Below are 24,164 nucleotides of genomic sequence, written 5' to 3'. Positions count from 1 at the left end.
CAATAAGCCTTCGCAGGCGATTTTTTCAACTGCAAAATTGCTGTAAAAAGTATCGTTTTTCAATAAAAGAACTGAAGGAAGGACAGCACAAACTGAGGATTATCCGGTCTGATTATGCCCGAATTATTAAATTAAAACAAATAATAAAGGAACATTCTGAGGATTAGCCTTTTGCAGGTCTGAATCCATCGGGATTCTGCCGGGTATGTTTTTTAAAAAACCGGGAAAAGTAAGAAGCATCGCTAAAACCTAATTTAAATGCAATCTCTTTTACCGTTAAAGCACCAAAACTGAGCTCTCTTTTGGCTTCCAGAATAAGTCTCTGGGCAATCATTTTTTTCACTGTTGTTCCTCTGGAAAGACGGACAATGTCATTAAGGTGATGAGCACTTATTTTGAGCTGTTCGGCATAAAAGTCTGTATTTTTCTCTGTGACATAATACTCTTCTATCAACGCTGCGAGTTGCTGAATTCTCGGTTTATCATCTTCTGATGTATTCTGCATCGCGATCTGATCTGTAATGATGAGGCAGAAAGCTCTCAGATAAGCTTTTAAAACTTCAACGCGGCCGGATCCTAGATATTCTCTTTTAATCATTGAAATAAGCATATTTCCGGTTTCACTGCTTTCTGCATCCAAAAAGAAAGGTCTTGCTCCGTTGGACAAAACCACTTCCGTATCACAGGCTTCTTTGAAAATTTCTTTGCTGATGGCCAGCACATAGCCTTTTTCATCACGGAGTTTCATATTAAAAACCTGGCCGGGAACGATAATACAGAGCTGGTTGTTTTTTACGGTATAGCTCTCAAAATCAAGTTCAAGACGGCTGTCTGTATGCACTTCTTTGAACCAGATAATTTCAAAAAAATTATGCCGGTGAATATCCTCGAAGTTCTCCGGATGTCCATTTTCTAAAGTGTTAACCTGAAATTCTTCAGACACCAGATTATGAACAGGAATATTTTTTTCAGATGAATTCATTGCGAATGTATTTGATCAGAGAAAGCGAAAACCGCAGCAAAAGATACTACGGTTTTCTTACAATATTTAAAATTAAATATAATTTTTCAGTTTTATTGGCTTAAAAAAGCATCCCATCCTTGAGCAGTAAGTGCTACCAGTTGGTTTGATCCTCTTGCTACCATAAAGTTTCCTTCTTCTTTTTCTACGGCATGCCCGATAATGGTAAAATCAGGGTGGTTTTTAATTTTATCAAAATCTTCTGATGAAATGGTGAATAAAAGTTCATAATCTTCACCACCACTTAAAGCCGTCATTACAGGATTTAAGTTCATTTCATCTGCTGTAGAGATCGTAAGATTGTCTAACGGAACTTTTTCCTCGTACAATCTGAATCCTACCTTGGACTGATCCGAAAGGTGAAGGATTTCAGAAGCCAGACCGTCTGAAATATCAATCATAGAAGTTGGTTTAATATCCAACTCTTCCAGAATCTTTTTAACGTCTGTTCTAGCTTCAGGTTTCAGCTGTCTTTCAAGGATATAGTCATAGCCTTCCATTTCCGGCTGCATATTAGGATCAGCAAGATAAACCGCATGTTCTCTTTCAAGAATCTGTAATCCCATATAGGCTCCGCCTAAATCTCCTGTTACAACAAGAAGATCATTTGGTTTTGCACCACTTCTTTTTACGATGTTTTCTTCATTTTCAATTCCTACAGCGGTAATGCTCATCACCAGACCTGAATTGGAACTTGTTGTATCTCCTCCGATAAGGTCAACCTTGTATCTTCCACATGCTGCCTGAATTCCTGAATAGATTTCTTCCAATGCTTCCACAGGAAAACGGTTAGACACTGCAAGGGAAACCAATATCTGTGTAGGCGTTGCATTCATTGCCGCAATATCGCTCAGGTTTACTACTACCGCTTTATAACCTAAATGCTTTAAAGGAACGTACCCTAAATTAAAGTGTACACCTTCCGCCAATACATCTGTTGTAAGAACTACTTTTTTGTTGTCAGGATTAATAACTGCCGCATCATCTCCTACTCCAAGCTCCGAAGATTCATTGGATAGTGGAAAATGCTCTGTCAAATGTTTAATAAGACCGAATTCTCCTAATTTCGAAATGGGCGTCAGCTCCTGTGATTTATCTTCAAACATGATTTTTTGTATTAATGTCCAATGTAAAAAGTATGAATGATCTTAAAATTGCTTCTCCAACTTTAAACATTAAACCTTGAATTTTAAACTTTGAATTATTGAGTAAGTTCTGCCGGGTCAATATTGTGCGGGTGGAAAGGAAACTTTTTGAAGTCTTCTTTCGATAATACAACAGTGTCCGGGGTTTTATACTTATTCATTGCTTCCACTACATCATCCGGTGGCGTGGTCATTTTTCTAAGCATCATATCAATCCATACGCCTGTAGCTTCTGCAGTAGCACAGTGCATTCCGTCCGGAGTATAGAACTTGTGTACGAAACGGTAGATGGAAGAATCTTCTGCACATCCGTCTATTTCTACACTTACGATGACGATCTGATCTGCATAGATTTCTTTGAAGAAAGAATATCTTTCATGCAGGATCACCGGGCCGATTCCCCATCTGCTCAGCTGGGTAACTCCCATTTTCTCTTTAGTCATAAAAGCCATTCTGGCCTGTGCACAATATTGTACATACGATGAATTGGCCAAGTGCTTGTTGGCATCAAGATCGCTCCATCTTACTTCAAATTTATGGTAGAAAATCATATGAAAATCGTTTTTGATATAATTAAAATTATAATCTTCAAAAATACTCAAATAAGATGGTTTATAAAAATTGTACTTTTGAAAAAATAATCTTCCGCATAGGATTACCCATACATGAAACAGATCATTATTATCGGAGGCGGTGCTGCAGGCTTTTTCTGTGCATCTAATCTTGACGAAAAGAAATATACAATTACGATTTTAGAACAGAACTCAGATGTCCTTCAGAAGGTTAAAATTTCCGGAGGCGGACGCTGCAATGTCACTCACGCGTGCTTTGATCCAAGAGAATTGGTTCAGTTTTATCCCCGTGGAAACAAGGAATTATTAAGTGTCTTTACTAAATTTCAGCCTGGCGATACGATGGAATGGTTTGACCAGCGTAATGTTCCGTTGAAAATTGAGAACGATAACAGAACTTTTCCTGAAAGTAACTCTTCTCAGACCATCATCAATACTTTTCTGAACGAAACTCAAAAGAAAAACGTCAAAGTGCAGACAAAATGTGCGGTAAAAGAGATTGAAAAACAGGACGAAAAATATATTGTAAAAACCAATTCAGGGGATTTTGAAGCAGATTATATCGTTTATACGACCGGAAGTTCTCCAAAATCACTGAAAATTGTAGAAAATCTGGGTCATAAGATTGTGGATCTTGTTCCTTCCCTTTTCACATTCAATATTAAAGATGAATTGCTGAAAGATCTTCCGGGAACAAGCTTTGAAAATGCAGGAATTTCAATTCCAAAACTGAAAACGGAAGAAAGCGGACCATTACTAATTACCCATTGGGGACTTTCCGGACCTGCTGTATTGAAAATTTCAGCATGGGAAGCCATCAGTCTGGCAAAGCTTAAATATAACTTTGAAATTGAAGTGAATTTCGTTTCCATAGAAATGGATGAAGCGGAAGAAATGTTCCATAATTTCAAGCAAAGCAATCCTAAGAAGACCATCGGACAGTCAAAGATCTTCGATATTACCAACAGGTTCTGGCAGAAAATTTTAGAGAGTTCAAAAGTTGATCTTAATAAACAGGTGGCCAATATTTCAGGAAAAGAGATGCAGAAAATACTGGAAAATCTTTGCCAAAAGAAGTTTCAGGTAACCGGAAAATCTACTTTCAAAGATGAGTTCGTAACAGCCGGAGGTGTTGATTTAAAGGAAATTAACTTCAAAAACATGTCTTCCAAATTACTTCCTAATTTCTATATTGCCGGAGAAGTTCTGAATATAGATGCTGTGACCGGAGGATTCAATTTCCAGGCATGCTGGAGTGAAGGATGGCTGATTGCACAGGATCTCAACAACTTGTAAAAAATATTACTTTTAATAAAAACTAAACACATGAAAAAACAATTCGGGTTCTTTCTTATACTCTGCTTCTTTTTAGGATACAGCCAGGAAAAAACGATCGTCTCTGACTGGACTTCATTCACGCAAGCTGTCAATATAGAGCATAAACAGAATTGGAACTTCCGTATAACGGCAAAAATCAGAAAAGATAATGAGGATAATGGTTCCAATTGTGGGTTATGGTGCAGAATAGATAACAAAGATGAATCTACCAGTTTCTTTGAAAATCAATATTATGGAATCCAAGTAACCCATGAATGGAAAACCTACGAAATAAAAGGAACCATCAATCCTTCTGCGAAGACCATGAATATCGGAGCTTTTGCACAAAGCAACGGGGATTTTTATTTTGACGATTTTAAGTTGGAAGTCAATGATGGAAAATCAAAAAAATGGACTGAAGTTCCACTGGAAAACTCAGGTTTTGAAAAAGATATTGCCTCTTCGAATGGTTGGTTTGAAGGAATCCGTTCTCAGAAAATAAAGCACGTAAAACATTTTACAATTGAAACTTCAGATTACAAACCATTCAGTGGCAGAAAATCATTGTTGATCAAAGGTCGTGGTATTATCGGAGCAATGCCGGAAGGAAAATTTATGGATGTTAACGGCATCAAATTATACTATGAAGTCTATGGAGAAGGTGAGCCGGTTCTTATGCTTCATGGCAATGGCCAATCCATCAGTGCTTTTATGAACCAAAAAGATACATTTGCCAAAAAATATAAGGTGATCATTGTCGATTGCCGTGAACGGGGAAGATCTACGTATGACAAAACGAAAGAACTTACTTTTGATATTCAGACAGAGGATCTTAAGCAGTTTTTAGAGAAGCTGAACATCAAAAAAACAAAGATTTTGGGTTGGAGTGACGGAGGAATTCTCGCACTTTCTATGGCAATGAAATATCCGGAGATGGTAGACAAAATAGCATGCTCAGGAGCCAATATTTTTCCGGAAGGAGTCAAAGATAATGATTTAAAATCCATGAAAGAAATGCTCGTGAACCTTATTAAAGAGAATAAAGACCACAAAAATGATATCTTTATTGATCTTTTGAATCTGGATTTGAAGTATCCCCAATGGAAGTATGAAGACCTGAATAAAATTCAGTGCCCATCATTGATTATTGCTGGTGATAATGATCTTATAAAAACAGAACATACGGTAAAAATCGCAGAATCTATCCCAAAGGGACAATTAGCTATTATCCCCAATGCCAATCATTATGTTCCCGAAGAAAAACCGGAGTTATTCAATGAATTAGTCATTGATTTCTTTGAAAATAAATAATCTGAATACAAAATAAACCATGAAAAAAATAGTAACCTTCACTTTGTGCCTTGGATTTGGACTCGCATTTTCTCAGAAATATACTCTTCCCGACCATGGCATTTTTAAAGAAAAAACTACAGAACGTAAACCTGCACAATATCCGGGTGGAATCTCTATGTTTATAAATGATGTTACCAAGGAAATTAAAACAAATAAGATAAGAAATTCTAAAAATGAAAAAGTACGGTCCAATGCACAATTCATTATTAATACTCAAGGAGAAATAGAAAAAATCGTTATAACGGGAAATAATAAAGATCTTAATAAGGAAGTCGAAAGAGTATTGAAATCTATGAAAACAAAATGGGTTCCTGGGGAACTTGATGGAAAACCTGTATCAGTTCCATATAACCTCCCCTTCATTGTTAATTTTGAATAATTAAAATGCTATCAGTCAAAAGAAATACTGCAGTTTTCTTTAAAATCCTTTTAGTTCTTGGATTTGCATATTTCTTTTGGCTGATGCTAAAGATTACCTTAGAATATATTCCTTTTAATCCTGAGGTGAGCTTTCTGATGATCAAACAGACAGAAGTAACAGAAAGGCCGGAATATCTTCCGTTTTTCTATACCCATGTTTATACAAGCATTTTTGTACTTCTTTCGGGTTTTCTTGCTTTGCTCAGAAAGGATTTTGGATTCAAAAATTTCCACAGGAACATGGGAAAAATCTATATTTTTCTCATCCTGATCTGTGCGGCACCTTCAGGAATTTATATGGGACTTTTTGCCAATGGAGGCATTTTATCGAAGATTTCTTTTATTATTTTAGGCTTTTTATGGTGGTTTTCAACGTTGAAAGCCTATCAGCTGGCAAGACAGAAAAGGTTTAAAGAACACAAGCAATGGATGTGGCGGAGTTTTGCTTTTACTTTATCTGCTATTACCCTGAGAATGTGGAAGGTAATTATTGTATATTTATTTCATCCCAATCCTATGGAGGTCTATCAGATCATTGCATGGCTGGGCTGGATTCCCAACATCCTTATTATTGAATATTTAATCACAAAAAAACATCTATGAAAATTGTAAATTACACACTGATTTCCTTGCTGACAGTTGCTCTGTTAAGCTGCAAAAAAGAAGGAAAGACTACCGAATCAGGAAAAGATTCTCTGACCGCAAAAAAGGACTCTGTGGTAATCCCTGAAGTCCACCAGGAATATTACGGAATTTATACCGGGGAATTTGCCGGAATGGAAAAGGTAGTTGACCAGACAGATGGCTCTGAATATGATGTCAGTAACTATAAAAGAATTTCTTTAAAAATCAACAGAATCACCAAAGACAGCGTTTACGGACAAAGTATCGTTAATGGAAATCAGCGGCCGTTCAGAGGTGTTTTTAATGAATCTACGGCATCTTTTGTATTGGACGAACCCGGCAATGATAAAACAGATGGAAGATTTGAAGTAAAATTAAAAGGAGACAGCTTAACCGGAAAGTGGAATGCTTTTGATAAAACAAGCGTTAAAGCTCCTTCAAAAATGCTTAAACTGACTAAAAAAGAGTTCGTTTATAACCCGAATTTTATGCTGGATAAGGATTCTGATCTGGTAGACTGGTCAAACCCAAAAGAGTTTACTGAAAAATACACCGATGAAGAAACCGGAAAAACAGAAAGCTATAAAACCTCTAAAAACCGTATAGCATCTGAAGCAATTTTCAAACTGAATGCTTCCAAACAGAAACTGTCAGAAAAGGATCTTAAAAACTTAAGAAAGCTGGATCTTGAGATCATCAAAAACTCTGTATTTGCAAGACATGGTTATTCCTTTAAAAAAGAAACCTACAGAAATTTCTTTGAACAAACAGACTGGTATATTCCTGTTTCCAGCAATGTAGACAATGATCTTTCGCCTATGGAAAAGGAAAATGTGGCTTTACTGAACCGTTTTACCAAATATGCGGAGGATAAGTATGACAGTTTTGGAAGATAGAGAAAAGGTTTTAGGTAGCAGGAGTTAGGGATTAGGGGTTGAGGTTAAGCCATCACTGTTTGTCATTCTTACGATAAGATAGAGAATCAGGCAGCCTACCGCATAGCAAAGATTATCTATCCATGAGAAAGAATTTCCAATAACAATATACATCAGGCTTCCAGGACGGAAGCCTAGTTTTTCTGCAATATTGAAATACTGTGCAAATTCTATCATCAATGAAAAAATCAGAATTCCCAGAATAAGTTTCTGATCATTTATTTTTACAAAGCTCTTTACAAACGTGTAAAGAAGCATTACCACAATCACATCCCCAAGATAAGCTCTCACGAAGAAAATATCACTTAGTTTGGTGGCAATCAATACTTCTACAAGAAAAACAAATACGGTGAGAAGCAGATACTTCAGGCTGAACTGGAATTTCATTTCAAATTGAGTTTAAGGCATAAAAAAACGGTATTCTAAGAACACCGATCTTATTTTATACAGGCAAATATATTATTTCTTTACTTTGATTGTACATCCAATGGCTACTGTTTTTGTCATTTTCACCGGTTCACCTTTGATCAGAGCATTTACGGCATCCTGAGCATAATATTCTGAGACATCATTCGGATTATCATAATTGTTGTCGATAGCACCAATGTACTTTACAACATTCTTTCCGTTTTCTTTTTTCAGTACAAAAACATGTGGTGTTTTTGTTGCTCCGTACTGCGGATAAATTTTTTGCCCTTCATCTACCAGATAAGGAAAAGTAAATCCTTTCTGCTTTGCTCTTTCAATCATTTGCTGATAGCCATCTTCCGGCTGTACATTCGGATCATTAGGATTAATGGCAATGACCGGATAGCCCTGAGCCTTATATTTTTTATCCAGCTCAATGATTCTGTCCTCATATTTTTTTGCATAAGGACAATGATTACAGGTAAATACTACAATGAATCCCTTTGCGCTTTTAAAATCACTTAGGGAAACCATTTTCCCGTCAATATTTTTAAGCTTAAAATCGGCGGCTTCGTCTCCTATTTCATAGCCTTTTACAGATGAAACATTCATTTTCTGACTAATATTTCCATCATGATCTTTCGCTGTAAAGCTTAGTAATCCCAGCCCAACGATGCATGCGGTCATTAAAATTTTCAGGTTTTTCATAATTTAATTATTTATTGGAGGTTTTCTTTAATTGTTTTTTCCAGATCTTCTTTGCTCATTTCACCGTCATTGAAATGGATTTTTAATCCGTTTTTGTAGAATAACGTTACCGGAATATTTCCGTCCCAGTCTTTTTCAAATCTTGGAATCCAGGTGTTCATCCTTTTGATATCATCTAACAAAAGTACTTCAGCGGTTAGATTTTTATTTTTAATGAATTTCAGGACTCTTTCTTTATCAGCCAATCTGTCCAGTGAAACCAAAATCATCTTATACTTCTGATTATCTGTATATTTTGCATTAACATCCATAAAATGTGGCAGCTCTTTTACACACGGACCACAGGTTGTAGACCAGAAGTTGACCACAAGCAATTTATCTTTTTCCTGTTGAATTCTCTTCTCCAGATCTTCATATTTTAGTACAGAAACACTTGTTTGTTGGGCTTTAAAAACCGTACAGAATAAAAACAGTGTTAATATTTTTATTATATTTTTCATTATCAAGATATAAACAACTACAATCCAACAATATACAAAAATAAAATTCATCAATTCTGTAAATCTTTTACAAATAAACATTTTTTTGGTCACTGATTCATTTTTTTGATATTTTTACAGCCTTAAATGAAAACCATGAAAAAAACTTATTTACTTCTGCCAATTTTCTTTTTGGCATCATGCACAAGCAGCAATGACGATGATACTTCAACAGGTAATAACGGAAACAATAACAACAATGATCCAGTTTTGGTAACCAAAATGACTATGGATGGAGATGTTTTAACGTTTACCTATAACGGATCAAAAATTTCTCAGATCAAGAATATCACAGAAGGAAGCGTAACTACATTTCTCTATTCAGGTGATCTGATAACACAATCTGTAGTGAACGGTTCAAACACTTCTCTTAATACTAAATTTACTTATGACAGCAATAACAGGCTCATCAAAAAAACAATCTCAGGAACTGATTTCGGAGGAGCTTGGAATTCAGAGTCCAACTATACCTATCAGGCCAATAACAATGTAAAAATTGTATATACAGCCACTACTTCATCATCAACAAGAAGTGAAACCAGAAATGCAATTTTGAATGCTGATGGTTCGATGAGCAGCTGGACTGGTACTCTTTCAAGAACTCAGAATAATACTACTGAGACTGCATCCTCTACCTTAAAAACAGTAGTATATGACTCCAAAAATGCTCCTTTAAAAAATATAACAGGGTATTTAAAAATTATTGATAATGAAGATGAAAGTGGATCTGCCCACAATACATTAAGCTACAACCACATCATCAGCTATAATAACGGAACTGGAACTGAATGGACCATATTCAAATCTAATTTCGAATATAATTCCAGCGGTTATCCTACCAAAGAAATCCGAAGCTATTATGATAAAAACGGGACCACAACTACAGGTTCCACAGACGTTAATACTTACGAATACAATCATTTATAATACAAAAGAGCCGCTGAGGCTCTTTTTTTTACAGACATGTTAATTTTTTCACAAGTAATAGAATTATATAGATGATTTTTATATATTTGAGTTGAATCAAACTAAAAATACCATGAAAAAATTAAACCATCAGAAAAAACTGACTAAAAAAGCATTGAAAAATATCACAGGAGGAAATGGACCTGGGATATGCTGGGAAGGTCTTTGCAGGGTAAGAGGAACAGATGATGAATATACTATAGGACCTTTAGACAGCACCGGATTTTGCTGCTAATCCAACACACTTAAAACTAAAAACAATAACCAAAACAAATCATCATGAAAAAATCAAATATTCAAAAAAGAAAACTGACAAAAAGTGAGTTAAAAGAAATTACAGGAAATGGCAGAGTATGCTGGGACGGATTCTGCCGCAGAGGAGAATTTGAAGAATGGCAGCTTGGAGCTGGTGACAAAAACGGCTATTGCTGTTAGGATCCCATACACTTTGTTAGATAAATAAGGATTGAGGCCGCCCTCAATCTTTTTTTATAAAACAGATTCTCTTCTAAAAAAGTTAACAATTTGACTCACAATATTTTGAACATAATAAAATATCTTGTAAATTAGCTTTTACCAAATTAAAATTATTATGAAAAATTTAAAAAATCAGAAAAGAAAATTGAGTAAAATTGAGCTGAAAGAGATCAGCGGTGGAGCAAACAGACCTGTATGCCCAAGAGTAATAAGCTGTACAGATCCTCATACCGGAGAAGAACGATATGGTGTTCCGGGGATGCAGGATGGATTCTGCTGCTAATTAATATAGAATAATAGTAAAAAAAATGATTGGATTACCCTCCAATCATTTTTTTTATCGAGTTCAATTTCATTAAAGCTTCAATTGGTGTCAATGTATTGATATCTATTTTCGTCAATTCTTCACGGATATTCTCCAGGACTGGATCATCCAGCTGGAAAAATGAAAGCTGCATGTTTTCTTCTGTGACTCTTTTAATACTCTCAGAAGTACTTCCGCTTCCCTGCGTTCTGCTTGCTTCAAGAGTTTTAAGAATCTCATTCGCTCTGTTGACCACTTTGGCAGGCATTCCGGCCAGTTTTGCAACGTGGATACCAAAACTGTGTTCACTTCCTCCCGGAACCAGTTTTCTCAGGAAAATAATATTCCCTTTGTTTTCCTGAATAGAAACATGGAAGTTTTTCACCCTTTCGAAATTGACCGTCATTTCATTCAGCTCATGATAATGCGTTGCAAATAACGTCTTCGCTTGTGTAGGATGCTGATGAAGATATTCTGCAATAGCCCATGCAATAGAAACCCCGTCATACGTAGAAGTTCCACGCCCGATTTCATCTAATAAAATAAGGCTTCGTTCTGAAATATTGTTCAAAATATTGGCTGCCTCATTCATCTCTACCATGAAAGTAGATTCTCCTGCAGAAATATTATCGGTAGCTCCTACCCTTGTAAAAATCTTATCCAGCAATCCGATTTCAGCATGTTTTGCAGGTACAAAACTTCCAATTTGAGCCAAAAGACATACAATAGCCGTCTGACGCAGGATTGCCGATTTACCGGCCATGTTGGGTCCTGTTACCATGATAATCTGCTGGGAATCCTTATCCAGGAAGATATCATTCGGAATATATTTTTCTCCTAGCGGAAGCGCATTTTCAATAATCGGGTGTCTGGCTTCTTTTAAATCAATGGTATAGCCGTCATTCAAAACAGGCTTTGTATAACTCTCAGAAACAGCCAGTTCAGATAATCCCGCAGCCACATCAAGTTGGGCAATAATATTGGAATTTCCCTGAATCTGATCTATATAAATCATCGTTTCCCCACATACATTTCTGTACAGTGATGTTTCCAGGACACCTATTTTTTCTTCAGCACCAAGGATCTGGTTTTCATATTCTTTCAGTTCTTCGGTAATATATCTTTCAGCATTCACTAAGGTTTGCTTTCTTACCCAGTCATCCGGAACTTTATCTTTATGGGTATTTCGGACTTCAATATAGTATCCGAAAACATTGTTAAAATCAATTTTAAGACTGGTAATCCCTGTTCTTTCAATCTCTCTCTGACACATTTCATCCAGGAAACCTCTTCCTTTACTCTGAAGATGTCTCAGTCTGTCCAACTCTTCAGAAACCCCTTCTTTAATGATATTCCCTTTCGCAATACTTACCGGAAGCTCTTCATTAAGATGGTTCTGCAGAAATTTAATCAACTCTTCAAGATCAAATAAAGGCTCTAACCACGCCAACACATCTGCATGAGGATGCAATAAAGCTTTGATTTTATGAATATTAATTAAACTCTGGCGTAAATATCCAAGTTCTTTAGGTGAAATTTTCTCTGCAGCCAGTTTTCCCATTAATCGGTCAAGATCAGAAATGGATTTCAGAAGCTGACAGATTTCATATTTCAGCGCATCATTTTCGTTTAAGAAATCAATCAGAGATAATCTTCTCATGATCTCATCTACCGATTTTAAAGGAAGGATAATTCTTCTTCTCAATAATCTTCCTCCCATCGGAGTAGATGTTTTATCAATGATATCCAACAGTGATTTCCCCTGTGGATTGCTTGGATAAACAATTTCCAGGTTTCTAAGGGTAAAATTATCCATCATCAGATAATCTTCCTGAGGAATGATCTGAAGCTTTGTAATATGGGCAAGCAGATTATGATGGGTATCTTCTACCAGATACGCAAAAATAGCTCCCGCTGCTGTAATCGCCAATGGAAGGTTTTCTATTCCAAATCCCTTCAAAGAATTGGTTTTGAAATGATTTGTGAGTTTTTCGTAGGCAAAATTATATTGGAAAGCCCAGTCTTCAAGCTTAAAGGCATTTTTATTTTTGATCTGTTCCGGAATCTGTGTGCTTCTCTGGAAAATAATCTCACTCGGATCAAAGGTATTGATGATGTGTAAAAGCTTTTCCAGGTTTCCTTCACTTACCAGAAACTCTCCGGTAGAAATATCCACTAAGGCAATTCCGTATTTCTCTTTTTCTTTGTGTAATGAAAGCAGGAAGTTATTCTTTTTGGAATTCAAAACCTGATCATTAAAGGTAACACCAGGCGTAACCAACTCAGTAACACCACGTTTTACAATCCCTTTCACCATTTTCGGATCTTCCAACTGATCACAGATCGCAACCCTCATTCCTGCTCTTACCAGTTTTGGAAGATAAGAATCTACAGAATGATGTGGAAACCCAGCAAGTTCTATATGCCCCTCACCATTGGCTCTTTTGGTAAGCACAATACCCAGAATCTGAGAAGTTCTGACAGCATCCTGACCAAAAGTTTCATAAAAATCCCCAACCCTGAACAATAATAGAGCATCAGGGTATTTCGCCTTGATGGTATTGTACTGCGTCATTAACGGGGTTTCTTTCTTCGCTGCTTTTGCCATAGTAAAAAATGAGCCCCAAATTTAAAAAAATAAATTCAGGGTAAGAGAATTGTTTAGGGGTTAATCTTCTATACTTTTCTTTATCAGTAATTAATCGTATTTTTCAGCCATCAAATCACATTATTCATGGAATTTCCTGTTTTAGAAACTGAAAGGCTTATTTTGCGTCAGCTTACTTTTAATGATACCCAAGATCTTTTTGAATACTTTTCTTTAGATGAAGTTATGGAATATTATGATCTGGATACCTTCAAGACGGAAGACGACTCCCGCCGCATCATCCAGCATTTTAACAGTGAATTTGAAAAAGGAAAAGGCTTCAGATGGGCTCTGGAACTGAAATCCACCGGAAAAGTTATTGGTACCTGTGGCTATCACAACTGGTACAGAGAACATTTCAGAGCAGAGGTCGGTTATGAGCTCAATCCCAAATTCTGGCAACAATCCTATATGAAAGAGGCCATTCTTCCTATTTTAACCTATGGATTTGAAACGATGAGGCTTCACCGTGTGGATGCTTTCATAGATCCATCCAATATTTCTTCCGAAAGGCTGTTGACTTCTTTAAATTTCAGCAAAGAAGGAACGTTGAAAGATTATTTTTTTGAAAAAGGAAAATTCGTAGATGCAACCATCTTCGGGCTTATCAATAAATAAACTGATCTAAATCTAACGCTAAAAAGCAAAGAAAATTGATATTGATGCTTCTTATTTTCGTTCGCAAAGGTATTTCATTTAGCAATTGACGAATTTTCTTCGCTGAGTGAAACGCCTTTGCGAACCCTTATCAGCAAATAAAATTTGCGTTCCTTGCGTTAAAATAATCTAAGGTATACAGCCTATTGTCCGGACTTCATGTGTTTTCCCAGTGCTTCCGAACTCTTTTTATAAGCCCATTTCTGTTTATAACTCACCCATTTGGCCTTGAAAATTTTTCGCATAAGTTTATCTGTGTACCTCATAATGAAAACATGATACAGCATATTGGCAAAAACATTCGGCTTATTGGGAAGTGCCCGTAGTGAAAGTGAAAAACCAGGCTCCAGATATCTGTTGAAATGCCAGAAAGCACCCGGAATAAAGAGTGCATCGCCATGTTCCATAAATATTTCATATCCTTTTGCATATTTCAGCGCCGGAAACTTTTCATAATCCGGATTTTCATAATCCACATCATAAATGGTATGAACGGATAAAGGGACTTTATATAAAAACGGAGACTGTTTCTGATCAAACAACAGGATTCTTTTCTTTCCTTCAAAATGGATATGCATAAAATCCCCAAGATCAACATCATAATGCATTAAAACATGGGCTTCACTTCCTCCGAAAAATAAAGTCGGAAGTCTTTTAAAAAACTTTATTCCAAGATCCGGATAGGTAAAGTTTTTCAGCAGCTCAGGAAGCCTGTCTGTGATGATATAGAAAAAGATTCGCAGATCTGAAGGTTTGCTTTTTATCGTATCAATATACTCCTTCATTTTCATATGGGTAACCGGAGCATCGGAACTTTTCGCAGCATCAGCCGGTTTATTGTCATATAACGGAACTTCCTGATCTCCTGCTTTTTCTTTGATATAGGCAAGATTCCATTTGTCAAAAGCGTCCCATCGGCTGGCAAAATTCTTAATCAAAAGAGGTTTCTGCTTTTTAAAATAATTTTTCTGAAAATCTTCTTTACTGATATCATTTACAATATCTACGTTTTCGAGGATCATGTATTTTGTATTTAATGCGAACTAAAAATAGTGTTTTTTTGAAACCTGAGAAAATTAAGATTAAAATGGCTGGAAGCTGGAAGAGGGATGCTAGAAGTTAAGATTTGTCTTGCAAATGTCTATACATCATTCTATAAAAAGATTTTTATGAAAAACTTAGAGCTCTTATTCAGCGTCAATAACTTCCCGCTCCCAGCTTCAGACTTCCTTACTTAATTAGCAGAGCTCACATGAAAAATTTATATTTGTAGTAATAAGTGAATTTATGAGAGTCTACAATACCAAACATTTCATTAAAATCCTTTTCAGTTTACACAAAAGTGATACCTTAAAAATTCTTTTTCCGAGTATGATTCTTGTAGGATTATATTCCTGGGGAATTCAGTATCTGGAAGTTGAATATTTGCATCTTACCACAAAATCAGGAGTGAGCAATGTAGGTATGATTCATTCTCTACTCGGATTTGTACTTTCTCTTTTACTGGTTTTCAGAACCAATACGGCTTATGACAGATGGTGGGAAGGCAGAAAACTTTGGGGAAAACTAGTCAACGACACCAGAAACTTTGCCATAAAAATCAATACTATTCTTGGTGATAATCGTCAGGATGCTGAGCAGATTGCAAGATATTTAAAATACTTTCCTCACTTTTTAGCCAAACACCTTTCCAAGGAATCCACAAGGCTGGCTTTGGATGAAGATTATTCTGAAATTGAAAATTCTTTGAAAAATCATGGACCAAGCGAAATAGTGATTCTGCTGAGTCATAAATTGAACCAGTTAAAAAAAGAAGGAAAAATTTCAGAAGTTGAAATGCTGTACTTAGATACACAACTTTCAGGATTTCTGGATGTATGTGGAGGTTGTGAAAGAATCAAAAACACTCCGATTCCTTATTCTTATTCTTCTTTTATCAAGAAATTCATCATTCTGTATGTTTTTGCTTTACCTATTGCATACGTTATTACGATAGGTCTTTTTATGATTCCTCTGACGGTTTTTGTATATTATGTTCTGATGAGCCTGGAGCTTATTGCGGAAGAAATTGAAGATCCTTTTAATAATGACGAAAATGATATTCCAATGGAGACTTTAGCTCAGAATATTGAGAAGAATGTGCATCAGATTATGAGTAGAAAATAAAAAATCAAGCTTTTAAAGCTTGATTTCTTTCAGTTCACCATCCTGTTTTATTTCCACAAATTTGCTTTCCCTGTTGGCTGCAGAATATCCGTAGAAAAATGTACTGTATATGGGTGTTGAATACAAATAGGCTCCATATCCGTTATAAGCATTTGAAGTTCCGGTTTGCTGCTGATAGCTTGCCGTCGCTGTAAAATTGACGATGGTTTCAAGGTAATATTTCCCGGGTTTTAATTTTTCAAATTTAAACCTCCCGTGATCATCTGTTAGAGCTTCCACTCTGTATTTAAAGGCTTCTTCAGACATATATACTGTTGTTTTTTTATTTTCATATTTCTTTCTCATGTTATAAAATTCCTCAAAATAAGGTGTAACAGGAAAAAGCATAACAACGGTTCCTTTGGGAGCATAATGTTTTTCTCCAAGCAATGGCTTGATGCCCCAGTTATTTTTTTGTTTTGTGGAAGCTACTCCTTCAATGGTAGAATTCCCGAATCCAAGCATATCTCTCGCCAGTTTTTTATCAAAAAAAGCTTGCGGATAATACGTGTTTTGTGCACCCAGGTACATAAATCCCCATATTAATATGAATAAAGTGAATAATTTTTTCATAGTATATTTTTGAGTCAAATATAAGTATTTTACTATTTTTGAAATAAAAATAGCTATGAAGTACATGTTTCTATTGTTTTTTTCCACTTCTGTTCTAATCACAGCACAGAAACCTTGTGGATATAAGGATGGGCTGCAGGAAGGCTCATGCAAAGAATTTTATGACAACGGCCAGGTAAAAAATATGGTAGAATGGAAAAAAGGGAAACTGGATGGTGATGCTGTTTTTTATCACGATAACGGAAAAGTGCAGTCAAAAGGAGAATATAAAAAAGGATACAAAGTAAAAGAATGGTCCTATTTCGATAAGACCGGAGTGCTGACTTCCAAAGAAGCTTTCAGAAACGGAGAAAAGAACATTTATGATAATAGTCTTACTGCCACGTTCTATTCTCCTGTAGGTAAAATAGTTGAAATTTCTAATTATAAATTCAATAAATTACAAGGAGAAAGCAAAACCTTCCATGAAGACGGAAAATCAATAAAAGATATCGGCCAATACGATAACGGGCTTGCTACCGGGAAATGGAAAGTGTTTTATCCATCAGGAAAATTACAGCGTGAAACAGAGCTTGCCAATGATAAAAGAAACGGCAACAGAGTTCATTACCGTGAAGACGGAAGCATAGAAAAAACAGAGGTCTATAAAGACGGAAAATTAATCTCAACAAAATAATACAATTGGTACAGAAACTAAAACTGGAAGAACTAAACAGAATAGATGTAGAAACATTTAAGAAGGTTGAAAAAATTCCGTTGGTCATCATTTTAGATAATATCAGAAGCATGCACAATGTAGGTGCAGCCTTCAGAACGGCGGATGCCTTTTTAATTGAAAAAATTATTCTTTGCGGAATCACTCCACAGCCACCTCATCGTGAGATTCATAAAGCGGCATTGGGGGCAACGGAAAGTGTAGACTGGTCTCATGAAGCAGAAACAAATACAGCTATTGCAGACCTGAAAAGCAAAGGATACGAAATCATCGGGATTGAGCAGACTACCGGAAGCCAGCTAATCACTGATTTCACCATTGACAGATCAAAAAAATATGCATTGATTTTAGGAAATGAAGTAGAAGGAATCAGCGATGAAGTACTTCCCAATATTGATGTGTTTTTAGAAATTCCACAGCTTGGGACGAAACATTCTCTTAATGTAAGTGTGTGCGCCGGAATTGTGATGTGGGAATTTGCAAAAGCATTAAAATAAAAAAACTGCATATGTCCTTAATAGACAGTGCAGTTTGAAATAAATCTAATAAAAAGTAAAAATGAAAGGCGACAAAGGTACTTTATTTTTTTTTACAAACAAATTTTGACGGCATTTTTTTTGTTTCATCTTAAAAAAAGTCGGCTTTTCAGAAAAAGTTTCGTTTAATTTTTTATAAATTAGCACAATGTTTATCAAGGACTATATCTCAAAAGACTTTCCATGTTTTAGCCTGTCTGACTCCATAGAGTCGGCCAGAAACCTGTTGGAAGACTTTGGATATTCCCATATTTTCATCAAAAAATCTCATCACTTCTTCGGAGCCATTGCCATGGATTTTCTGTATGAAGAAGATGGGGGAACACTAAAGGACCTGGAACACCAGATTGAACGGTTTGCAATTCTGGAGGATAACAATGTTATGGACAGCATCCGTCTGTTTTATACTTTCAGCTCCAATGTGATTCCGGTGATTAATAAAAATGAAAAATATCTCGGGTATATTACCTGTGAAGATGTTTTTCAGGACCTTTCCCGTTATCCTTTATTTTCAGAAACAGGAGCTATTCTTACCGTAGAAACTCCGGCCAGAAAATATTCAATGACGGAAATTACCAATATTGTAGAAAGTAACAATTCGAAGTTTTACGGAGGATTTATAAGCTTTATGTCTGAAGAGGTAGTCCAGGTCACAATAAAGATCAGTAATGAAAACCTGGCCTCGATAGATGCTACATTTGACCGGTACGACTACAGAATTGTTGAAAAATACTATTCTGATGAGAAATCCGATCTGTTTAAAGACCGTTATGGTTTTTTACAAAAATTCATAGAAATATAACATGAAGGCAGCCATATATTCTCAGAAAAAAGATCTTGATACTTTTTTATATTTAAGCAAGTTTATCTCTGAACTTGAAGCAAGAGGTGTAAAATCTGTTCTGTATGATGAAATGGCTGAAGCTCTTCAGTTTTCAAAAATATTCGAAACTTTCAACTCCAAACAGGATCTTCTTGATAAACAAGTAGATTTGTTTTTCACTTTTGGTGGAGACGGAACGATTGTAAATTCTTTAACCTTTATTGAGGATCTTGAAATTCCCGTGGTAGGAGTTAATACAGGAAGACTTGGGTTTTTAGCCTTTTTCACAAAAGAAGAAGCCTTTAAAGAACTGGATTCCATTTTAAAGGGAGATGTAAAAACAAGTCGCCGTTCCGTAATTGAGGTAGTTTCTCCCAAACTGGAAGGAGCCTTCCCTTATGCATTAAACGATGTTACCGTCTCCCGAAAAGAAACGACATCGATGATTACCGTGGATTCTTATATCAATGATGAGTTTCTGAATGTATTCTGGGGCGATGGTGTCATTATTTCAACACCTACCGGTTCTACCGCTTACTCTCTGAGCTGTGGCGGACCAATTATTTCTCCCAATAACGAAAATTTTGTTATTACTCCTATCGCTCCTCACAATCTGAATGTGAGACCTTTAGTAGTGAATGATAAAGTAGAAATAAAATTCAGAGTGGAAAGCCGTGTACCTCAATACTCTCTTTCCTTAGATTCCCGACTGATACATATAGAAACCGATAAGGAAATCATTATCAAAAAGGCAAAATTCCAGCTTCTTCTGGTGCAGCCCAACGGTTTGAGTTTTTACGAAACCATCCGTCAGAAGCTCCTTTGGGGCCGAGATAAAAGAAACTAGTAATTTCTTAAAAATGATTACCTTTACATGAAATTAAAACACCTAATAAATTTATAATAAAAAGTAAAACATGAGCAGAATTTTTCCGGCAGGAGTTGCCACAGGTCAGTTAGTTACTGATATCTTTCAGTATGCTAAAGAAAACAAATTTGCATTACCTGCAGTAAACGTAATTGGATCAAGCAACGTCAATGCTGTAATGGAAACTGCAGCGAAATTGAACTCTCCTGTAATTATCCAGTTTTCTAATGGTGGAGCCGCATTCAACGCAGGAAAAGGATTAAACAATGACGGACAAAGAGCTGCTATCCTGGGATCTATCGCTGGAGCAAAACATATTCATACTCTTGCTGAAGCTTACGGAGCAACGGTAATTCTACACACAGACCACTGTGCAAAGAAATTACTTCCTTGGATTGACGGATTAATGGATGCTAACGAAGATTTCTTCAAGCAGACAGGAAAATCTCTTTATTCTTCTCACATGCTGGACCTTTCTGAAGAATCTTTAGAAGAAAACCTTGAGATTTCAGCTCAGTATTTCGAAAGAATGGCTAAGCTTCAGATGACTCTGGAAGTAGAAATCGGAGTAACAGGGGGTGAAGAAGATGGTGTAGATAACTCAGATGTTGACAACTCTAAATTATATACTCAACCTGAAGATATCGCTTATACTTATGAAAAATTAAAAGCTATTTCTGATAACTTCACTATCGCTGCTGCTTTCGGTAACGTACATGGAGTTTATAAGCCAGGAAACGTAGTTCTTACGCCGAAAATCCTTGACAATTCTCAGAAATATGTTCAGGAAAAATTCGGAACAGCGGCTAAACCTATCAACTTTGTATTCCACGGAGGTTCAGGATCTACTTTAGAGGAGATCAGAGAAGCTATCGACTATGGAGTAATCAAAATGAACATCGATACTGACCTTCAGTTTGCATATACAGAAGGCGTGAGAGATTATATGGTAAACAATATTGAGTATTTAAGAGCTCAAATCGGAAACCCTGAAGGAGAAGAAAAACCTAACAAAAAGTTCTATGACCCAAGAGTTTGGGTAAGAAAAGGTGAGGAAACATTCTCTACAAGATTGGTAAAAGCATTTGAAGATTTAAATAACGTAAATACTTTAAAATAAGAACTGTAAATTTGTACCAATGTAAAAAGTATTCATAAGAAATGCATTTACATTGGTACATTTTACATTTATACATTAATACAAACAAAAATGGCATTCGACTGGTTTAAAAGAAAAGCAAAAAACATTACCACTTCTACTGATGAGAAAAAGGACGTTCCCAAAGGCCTTTGGCATCAGACTCCATCCGGAAAAGTAGTGGAACATGATGAACTAAAGAGAAATAACTATGTTTCTCCTGAAGATGGATTTCATGTAAGAATAGGAAGTGCAGAATTTTTTGACATCCTTTTTGACGGTGGTAAATTTACCGAACTGGATGCCAATGTTGAAAGTATTGATATCTTAAACTTCAAAGATACAAAACCTTACAAAGATCGTTTGAAAGAAGTAAAAGCTAAAACTAAGCTTACAGATTCTATCAGAAATGCTGTAGGAACTGTAAAAGGAACTGAAATGGTAGTTTCTTGTATGGATTTTGCTTTCATCGGTGGATCTTTGGGTTCTGTAATGGGAGAAAAAATCAGAAGAGCAATAGACTATTGTATTGCACACAAACTTCCATACATGATTATCTGTCAGTCCGGAGGAGCAAGAATGCAGGAGGCTACTTACTCTTTGATGCAGCTGGCAAAAGTTCAGGCTAAATTGGCTCAGCTTTCTGAAGCAGGACTTTTATACATCGCTTACCTTTGTGACCCTACATTCGGAGGAATTACCGCTTCTTTTGCAATGACTGCTGATATCATTATGGCAGAGCCGGGAGCATTGATCGGTTTCGCAGGACCAAGAGTAATCCGTGAAACAATCGGTAGAGACTTACCGGAAGGATTCCAGACATCAGAATTCTTACAGGAAAAAGGATTTGTAGATTTCATCGTAAAAAGAACTGAAATTCAGGATACTGTTGCCAAAACAGTTAATTTATTAGCTGTAAAAGCATAGTTTCTGTAACAAAAACAATACAATCTCTCTCTAATTAGGGAGAGATTTTTATTTATGAGGACTTTTAAGATATTTTTCAATACCATCAGAAGTATGAGTTTTAAAAAGATTATACGTCTTTTATCACTTGTTCTTCCCCATCCTCTTTTCGCTTTACTCAGTTTTCATGCCACGATAAAAGCATTTACCATTGCACAGAAGAAGTTTCCTAAGACAGCTTCCACTAATGGAAGCGGAAATGCCTTCAGACATGCCCTGTGGTGCTGCTTCATCATGATGTACTGCTGTAAAATTTCTTCTCCTAAAAAAGCACTGGATTTCTGCAAGAGAATAACAGATATGCATGAAGAACTCTTCCCCAATGAGCCTTTAGAAACTAAAATGGATCTCCATAACAACAAAATCGGAATGGATTATTTCATGGAAATTTTACCCGGAATTCACCGTCAGTTTTTTGAAAAAAGCTTCTTTGTAGATGTATTAATCAAAAAAATGGATGATGCTAAAGTTCTGAAAAATCTGGATGATGATTTTGAAGGGCACCTTGTTTATCTGGAAGAGTAAATTATTTTTATTTTAAACGCTAAAGATCGCAAGGAAAATATAAAACTTTATGCATATTTTCGTCCGCAAGGGCATTTCATTAGGCTATGTTCACTAATTTAAATTCTCTTTGCTTAGTGCTAACGCCTTCGTGAACGAAAAAATATTTCATTACATAAAACCTTTGCGAACACTGCGTTAAAATTGGATTAAACTGGCAAACCATCATTAGCCCTCTTTCATACCGGAATAACAAAAGACTTTAGTTACTTTTGTGGTTTAAAGTATTTTTGATAAGTTTAAACAATTAAATCAATCAGATGGTTCTCAGCAGAATTTGGTCGGCTTTCATTATCATTGCCATTGCCATTGCCAGTATAAAATACGTTTCGTCAGGTAACTACAAAACCATTTTCAATGATATGGTGGTGGGAAAAGGAGGTGATACAGTGAAGATTGCTTCCCAGCCTATGAACAGCCTCTCTCCTATTGTTCGGGACAGTCTGATGAAAAAAAATGATTTTGCAGACAGCAGAATTCATTATAAAACAGATTCTTTAAAACAGAATGCAACCGTTTACCGTGTTCAGGAAGCCGACGGAGTTATCGGAACTTCAGAAACTGCAGTGAAGATCTGTCTTGGTCTTATCGGAATTATGACCCTGTTTATGGGGTTCATGAGTATTGCTGAAAAAGCAGGAGGAATCAACCTTCTAAGCCGTTTGATCCAACCTTTTTTCTCCAAATTATTTCCGGAAATTCCGAAAAACCATCCTGCATTTGGGCATATGCTGATGAATTTCAGTGCCAATCTATTGGGATTGGATAATGCCGCCACTCCTTTTGGTTTAAAGGCTATGGAAAGTCTCCAGACTTTAAATCCTAATAAAGATACTGCCAGTAATTCACAGATCATGTTTCTGTGTCTTCATGCCGGAGGTATGACTTTAATTCCGGTTTCCATTATTGCAATCAGAGCATCTATGGGATCCAAAACGCCTACAGATATTTTCCTACCGTGTATGATTGCTACTTTTGCGGCTACACTGGCTGCAATGATTATTGTTTCTTTATATCAGAAAATCAATCTTCTTCGTCCGGTAGTTATAGCTTATGTAGGAGGAATTTCAGCGATTATTGCTTTATTAGTTCTATACCTTGTACAATTGAGTAAAGATGAGCTGGATGACTTCAGTAAAGTACTAAGCAATGGTTTAATTCTATTTATCTTCCTTGCGATTGTATTAGGAGCCGTTTATAAAAAAATCAACGTTTTCGATGCCTTTATTGAAGGTGCAAAAGAAGGTTTCACTACCTGTGTTAAGATTATTCCTTATCTGGTTGGGATGTTGATTGCGATTTCTTTATTAAGAACTTCCGGTGTTTTTGATGTCATCATTGATGGGATGAAATGGGTTGCTAACGTTGCCAATATGGATCCAAGATTTGTAGACGGACTTCCGACAGCGTTAATCAAACCTTTATCCGGTTCAGGAGCCAGAGGAATGATGGTGGATACGATGACCACATTCGGGGCTGATAGTTTCCAGGGAAAACTGGCCGCTGTACTTCAGGGAAGCTCAGATACGACGTTCTACGTAATTGCAGTATATTTCGGTGCCGTTGCCGTTAAGAATACAAGATATACGGTAATTGCTATGCTTCTGGCCGATTTAGTAGGTGTTATTACAGCAATTGCATTGGCATATTTGTTCTTTGCTTAATAAAACAGTTGCTGGTTGG

Annotated in this window: 28 protein-coding genes; 19 read left to right on the top strand and 9 right to left on the bottom strand. The window is 36.2% G+C overall.

From position 1 onward, the window contains the following. Positions 1-163: 163 nt before the first annotated feature. The 3 genes from BUE84_RS23650 to BUE84_RS23640 all read right to left on the bottom strand — a co-directional run bounded on the left by BUE84_RS23650 (position 164) and on the right by BUE84_RS23640 (position 2,717). Entirely contained in the window at positions 164-982 is an 819-nt protein-coding gene (locus tag BUE84_RS23650; RefSeq protein ID WP_079243752.1) for a helix-turn-helix domain-containing protein, read from the bottom strand. A 92-nt stretch (positions 983-1,074) separates the two neighbouring features. Then, positions 1,075-2,127: a thiamine-phosphate kinase gene (gene thiL / locus BUE84_RS23645; RefSeq protein WP_079243751.1), complete on the bottom strand. Its 1,053-nt coding sequence runs from the start codon at positions 2,125-2,127 to the stop codon at positions 1,075-1,077. Positions 2,128-2,222: 95 nt separating this feature from the next. Further along, complete coding sequence (locus tag BUE84_RS23640) at positions 2,223-2,717, bottom strand: acyl-CoA thioesterase (protein ID WP_034692066.1); 495 nt, start codon at positions 2,715-2,717, stop codon at positions 2,223-2,225. A gap of 114 nt (positions 2,718-2,831) precedes the next feature. Between BUE84_RS23640 and BUE84_RS23635 the strand changes: the two genes are divergently transcribed. Genes BUE84_RS23635 through BUE84_RS23615 form a run of 5 tightly spaced genes read left to right on the top strand, consistent with a single transcriptional unit; the run spans position 2,832 to position 7,348 of the window. Then, positions 2,832-4,034, top strand: a complete 1,203-nt coding sequence (locus BUE84_RS23635; RefSeq protein ID WP_079243750.1) for an NAD(P)/FAD-dependent oxidoreductase — start codon at positions 2,832-2,834, stop codon at positions 4,032-4,034. A gap of 30 nt (positions 4,035-4,064) precedes the next feature. After that, positions 4,065-5,366, top strand: a complete 1,302-nt coding sequence (locus tag BUE84_RS23630) for an alpha/beta fold hydrolase (protein WP_079243749.1) — start codon at positions 4,065-4,067, stop codon at positions 5,364-5,366. A gap of 19 nt (positions 5,367-5,385) precedes the next feature. Then, positions 5,386-5,787, top strand: a complete 402-nt coding sequence (locus tag BUE84_RS23625) for an energy transducer TonB (RefSeq protein WP_079243748.1) — start codon at positions 5,386-5,388, stop codon at positions 5,785-5,787. A 5-nt stretch (positions 5,788-5,792) separates the two neighbouring features. Further along, the gene (locus tag BUE84_RS23620; protein ID WP_079243747.1) at positions 5,793-6,431 is read left to right on the top strand and encodes a DUF2306 domain-containing protein; all 639 of its coding nucleotides are present in this window, start codon (positions 5,793-5,795) and stop codon (positions 6,429-6,431) included. Then, the gene (locus BUE84_RS23615; RefSeq protein ID WP_079243746.1) at positions 6,428-7,348 is read left to right on the top strand and encodes a YARHG domain-containing protein; all 921 of its coding nucleotides are present in this window, start codon (positions 6,428-6,430) and stop codon (positions 7,346-7,348) included. The genes BUE84_RS23620 and BUE84_RS23615 overlap by 4 nt, the downstream gene beginning before the upstream one ends. A 24-nt stretch (positions 7,349-7,372) precedes the next feature. Here BUE84_RS23615 and BUE84_RS23610 read toward each other — a convergent pair whose 3' ends face one another. The 3 genes from BUE84_RS23610 to BUE84_RS23600 all read right to left on the bottom strand — a co-directional run bounded on the left by BUE84_RS23610 (position 7,373) and on the right by BUE84_RS23600 (position 9,003). After that, positions 7,373-7,774 carry a DUF2809 domain-containing protein gene (locus tag BUE84_RS23610; protein ID WP_079243745.1) on the bottom strand — a complete coding sequence of 134 codons (402 nt, stop codon included), beginning with the start codon at positions 7,772-7,774 and terminating at the stop codon, positions 7,373-7,375. A gap of 72 nt (positions 7,775-7,846) precedes the next feature. After that, entirely contained in the window at positions 7,847-8,503 is a 657-nt protein-coding gene (locus BUE84_RS23605) for a thioredoxin family protein (protein WP_079243744.1), read from the bottom strand. Between the two features lie 11 nt (positions 8,504-8,514). Beyond that, a complete protein-coding gene (locus tag BUE84_RS23600; RefSeq protein ID WP_079244031.1) occupies positions 8,515-9,003 on the bottom strand; it encodes a TlpA family protein disulfide reductase in 489 nt (162 codons plus the stop codon). Between the two features lie 135 nt (positions 9,004-9,138). Between BUE84_RS23600 and BUE84_RS23595 the strand changes: the two genes are divergently transcribed. The 4 genes from BUE84_RS23595 to BUE84_RS24515 all read left to right on the top strand — a co-directional run bounded on the left by BUE84_RS23595 (position 9,139) and on the right by BUE84_RS24515 (position 10,768). Then, entirely contained in the window at positions 9,139-9,969 is an 831-nt protein-coding gene (locus tag BUE84_RS23595) for a hypothetical protein (protein ID WP_145953325.1), read from the top strand. Positions 9,970-10,081: 112 nt separating this feature from the next. Next, positions 10,082-10,243: a bacteriocin gene (locus BUE84_RS24270; protein WP_145953324.1), complete on the top strand. Its 162-nt coding sequence runs from the start codon at positions 10,082-10,084 to the stop codon at positions 10,241-10,243. Between the two features lie 44 nt (positions 10,244-10,287). Next, a complete protein-coding gene (locus tag BUE84_RS24520; protein WP_158521395.1) occupies positions 10,288-10,443 on the top strand; it encodes a hypothetical protein in 156 nt (51 codons plus the stop codon). 157 nt (positions 10,444-10,600) lie between these two features. Continuing rightward, positions 10,601-10,768, top strand: coding sequence for a hypothetical protein (locus BUE84_RS24515; protein ID WP_157885766.1), 168 nt, complete (start codon positions 10,601-10,603; stop codon positions 10,766-10,768). Between the two features lie 34 nt (positions 10,769-10,802). On the opposite strand, the gene mutS is transcribed toward BUE84_RS24515, so the two are convergent. Next, complete coding sequence (gene mutS, locus BUE84_RS23590) at positions 10,803-13,397, bottom strand: DNA mismatch repair protein MutS (protein ID WP_079243742.1); 2,595 nt, start codon at positions 13,395-13,397, stop codon at positions 10,803-10,805. A gap of 126 nt (positions 13,398-13,523) precedes the next feature. On the opposite strand from mutS, the gene BUE84_RS23585 reads away from it, so the two are divergent. After that, complete coding sequence (locus BUE84_RS23585; protein WP_079243741.1) at positions 13,524-14,054, top strand: GNAT family N-acetyltransferase; 531 nt, start codon at positions 13,524-13,526, stop codon at positions 14,052-14,054. A 182-nt stretch (positions 14,055-14,236) separates the two neighbouring features. Here the strand turns inward: BUE84_RS23585 and BUE84_RS23580 are convergent, their stop codons facing one another. Then, positions 14,237-15,115: a cupin-like domain-containing protein gene (locus BUE84_RS23580; protein WP_079243740.1), complete on the bottom strand. Its 879-nt coding sequence runs from the start codon at positions 15,113-15,115 to the stop codon at positions 14,237-14,239. A 265-nt stretch (positions 15,116-15,380) separates the two neighbouring features. Here BUE84_RS23580 and BUE84_RS23575 point away from each other — a divergent pair, with 265 nt between their 5' ends. Next, the gene (locus tag BUE84_RS23575; RefSeq protein WP_079243739.1) at positions 15,381-16,259 is read left to right on the top strand and encodes a bestrophin family protein; all 879 of its coding nucleotides are present in this window, start codon (positions 15,381-15,383) and stop codon (positions 16,257-16,259) included. Between the two features lie 12 nt (positions 16,260-16,271). Here the strand turns inward: BUE84_RS23575 and BUE84_RS23570 are convergent, their stop codons facing one another. Beyond that, positions 16,272-16,871 (bottom strand): hypothetical protein, encoded by a 600-nt coding sequence (locus BUE84_RS23570; RefSeq protein WP_238594322.1) that lies wholly within the window; start codon positions 16,869-16,871, stop codon positions 16,272-16,274. Between the two features lie 55 nt (positions 16,872-16,926). Between BUE84_RS23570 and BUE84_RS23565 the strand changes: the two genes are divergently transcribed. The 8 genes from BUE84_RS23565 (at position 16,927) to BUE84_RS23530 (ending at position 24,145) form a co-directional block, all read left to right on the top strand. Beyond that, entirely contained in the window at positions 16,927-17,547 is a 621-nt protein-coding gene (locus BUE84_RS23565; protein ID WP_079243738.1) for a toxin-antitoxin system YwqK family antitoxin, read from the top strand. 5 nt (positions 17,548-17,552) lie between these two features. Further along, complete coding sequence (locus tag BUE84_RS23560; protein WP_079243737.1) at positions 17,553-18,083, top strand: RNA methyltransferase; 531 nt, start codon at positions 17,553-17,555, stop codon at positions 18,081-18,083. A 187-nt stretch (positions 18,084-18,270) separates the two neighbouring features. Further along, positions 18,271-18,924 carry a CBS domain-containing protein gene (locus BUE84_RS23555; RefSeq protein WP_034694191.1) on the top strand — a complete coding sequence of 218 codons (654 nt, stop codon included), beginning with the start codon at positions 18,271-18,273 and terminating at the stop codon, positions 18,922-18,924. 1 nt (position 18,925) lies between these two features. Next, on the top strand, positions 18,926-19,792 hold the full coding sequence (locus BUE84_RS23550) for an NAD kinase (RefSeq protein WP_034694189.1): 867 nt from the start codon (positions 18,926-18,928) through the stop codon (positions 19,790-19,792). A gap of 70 nt (positions 19,793-19,862) precedes the next feature. Continuing rightward, positions 19,863-20,933, top strand: coding sequence for a class II fructose-bisphosphate aldolase (gene fbaA / locus BUE84_RS23545; protein WP_079243736.1), 1,071 nt, complete (start codon positions 19,863-19,865; stop codon positions 20,931-20,933). A 90-nt stretch (positions 20,934-21,023) separates the two neighbouring features. After that, complete coding sequence (gene accD / locus BUE84_RS23540) at positions 21,024-21,878, top strand: acetyl-CoA carboxylase, carboxyltransferase subunit beta (RefSeq protein WP_047426596.1); 855 nt, start codon at positions 21,024-21,026, stop codon at positions 21,876-21,878. Between the two features lie 54 nt (positions 21,879-21,932). Next, complete coding sequence (locus tag BUE84_RS23535) at positions 21,933-22,442, top strand: DUF6973 domain-containing protein (protein WP_079243735.1); 510 nt, start codon at positions 21,933-21,935, stop codon at positions 22,440-22,442. A 299-nt stretch (positions 22,443-22,741) separates the two neighbouring features. Next, the gene (locus BUE84_RS23530) at positions 22,742-24,145 is read left to right on the top strand and encodes a nucleoside recognition domain-containing protein (RefSeq protein WP_079243734.1); all 1,404 of its coding nucleotides are present in this window, start codon (positions 22,742-22,744) and stop codon (positions 24,143-24,145) included. Positions 24,146-24,164: the final 19 nt, after the last annotated feature.

The organism is Chryseobacterium indologenes (assembly GCF_002025665.1).
Taxonomy (GTDB): Bacteria; Bacteroidota; Bacteroidia; order Flavobacteriales; family Weeksellaceae; genus Chryseobacterium; species Chryseobacterium metallicongregator.
This window is presented reverse-complemented; position numbering and strand designations above follow the sequence as displayed.

Coding starts and splice junctions, on each gene's coding strand:
- BUE84_RS23620 (WP_079243747.1), top strand. CDS start 5,793: ATGCTATCAGTCAAAAGAAATACTGCAGTTTTCTTTAAAATCCTTTTA.
- BUE84_RS23635 (WP_079243750.1), top strand. CDS start 2,832: ATGAAACAGATCATTATTATCGGAGGCGGTGCTGCAGGCTTTTTCTGT.
- BUE84_RS23550 (WP_034694189.1), top strand. CDS start 18,926: ATGAAGGCAGCCATATATTCTCAGAAAAAAGATCTTGATACTTTTTTA.
- thiL (WP_079243751.1), bottom strand. CDS start 2,127: ATGTTTGAAGATAAATCACAGGAGCTGACGCCCATTTCGAAATTAGGA.
- BUE84_RS23610 (WP_079243745.1), bottom strand. CDS start 7,774: ATGAAATTCCAGTTCAGCCTGAAGTATCTGCTTCTCACCGTATTTGTT.
- BUE84_RS23630 (WP_079243749.1), top strand. CDS start 4,065: ATGAAAAAACAATTCGGGTTCTTTCTTATACTCTGCTTCTTTTTAGGA.
- accD (WP_047426596.1), top strand. CDS start 21,024: ATGGCATTCGACTGGTTTAAAAGAAAAGCAAAAAACATTACCACTTCT.
- BUE84_RS24515 (WP_157885766.1), top strand. CDS start 10,601: ATGAAAAATTTAAAAAATCAGAAAAGAAAATTGAGTAAAATTGAGCTG.
- BUE84_RS23600 (WP_079244031.1), bottom strand. CDS start 9,003: ATGAAAAATATAATAAAAATATTAACACTGTTTTTATTCTGTACGGTT.
- BUE84_RS23570 (WP_238594322.1), bottom strand. CDS start 16,871: ATGAAAAAATTATTCACTTTATTCATATTAATATGGGGATTTATGTAC.
- BUE84_RS23595 (WP_145953325.1), top strand. CDS start 9,139: ATGAAAAAAACTTATTTACTTCTGCCAATTTTCTTTTTGGCATCATGC.
- BUE84_RS23575 (WP_079243739.1), top strand. CDS start 15,381: ATGAGAGTCTACAATACCAAACATTTCATTAAAATCCTTTTCAGTTTA.
- BUE84_RS23625 (WP_079243748.1), top strand. CDS start 5,386: ATGAAAAAAATAGTAACCTTCACTTTGTGCCTTGGATTTGGACTCGCA.
- BUE84_RS23530 (WP_079243734.1), top strand. CDS start 22,742: ATGGTTCTCAGCAGAATTTGGTCGGCTTTCATTATCATTGCCATTGCC.
- BUE84_RS23565 (WP_079243738.1), top strand. CDS start 16,927: ATGAAGTACATGTTTCTATTGTTTTTTTCCACTTCTGTTCTAATCACA.
- BUE84_RS24270 (WP_145953324.1), top strand. CDS start 10,082: ATGAAAAAATTAAACCATCAGAAAAAACTGACTAAAAAAGCATTGAAA.
- BUE84_RS23650 (WP_079243752.1), bottom strand. CDS start 982: ATGAATTCATCTGAAAAAAATATTCCTGTTCATAATCTGGTGTCTGAA.
- BUE84_RS23555 (WP_034694191.1), top strand. CDS start 18,271: ATGTTTATCAAGGACTATATCTCAAAAGACTTTCCATGTTTTAGCCTG.
- mutS (WP_079243742.1), bottom strand. CDS start 13,397: ATGGCAAAAGCAGCGAAGAAAGAAACCCCGTTAATGACGCAGTACAAT.
- BUE84_RS23535 (WP_079243735.1), top strand. CDS start 21,933: ATGAGGACTTTTAAGATATTTTTCAATACCATCAGAAGTATGAGTTTT.
- BUE84_RS23585 (WP_079243741.1), top strand. CDS start 13,524: ATGGAATTTCCTGTTTTAGAAACTGAAAGGCTTATTTTGCGTCAGCTT.
- BUE84_RS23640 (WP_034692066.1), bottom strand. CDS start 2,717: ATGATTTTCTACCATAAATTTGAAGTAAGATGGAGCGATCTTGATGCC.
- fbaA (WP_079243736.1), top strand. CDS start 19,863: ATGAGCAGAATTTTTCCGGCAGGAGTTGCCACAGGTCAGTTAGTTACT.
- BUE84_RS23605 (WP_079243744.1), bottom strand. CDS start 8,503: ATGAAAAACCTGAAAATTTTAATGACCGCATGCATCGTTGGGCTGGGA.
- BUE84_RS23615 (WP_079243746.1), top strand. CDS start 6,428: ATGAAAATTGTAAATTACACACTGATTTCCTTGCTGACAGTTGCTCTG.
- BUE84_RS23580 (WP_079243740.1), bottom strand. CDS start 15,115: ATGATCCTCGAAAACGTAGATATTGTAAATGATATCAGTAAAGAAGAT.
- BUE84_RS24520 (WP_158521395.1), top strand. CDS start 10,288: ATGAAAAAATCAAATATTCAAAAAAGAAAACTGACAAAAAGTGAGTTA.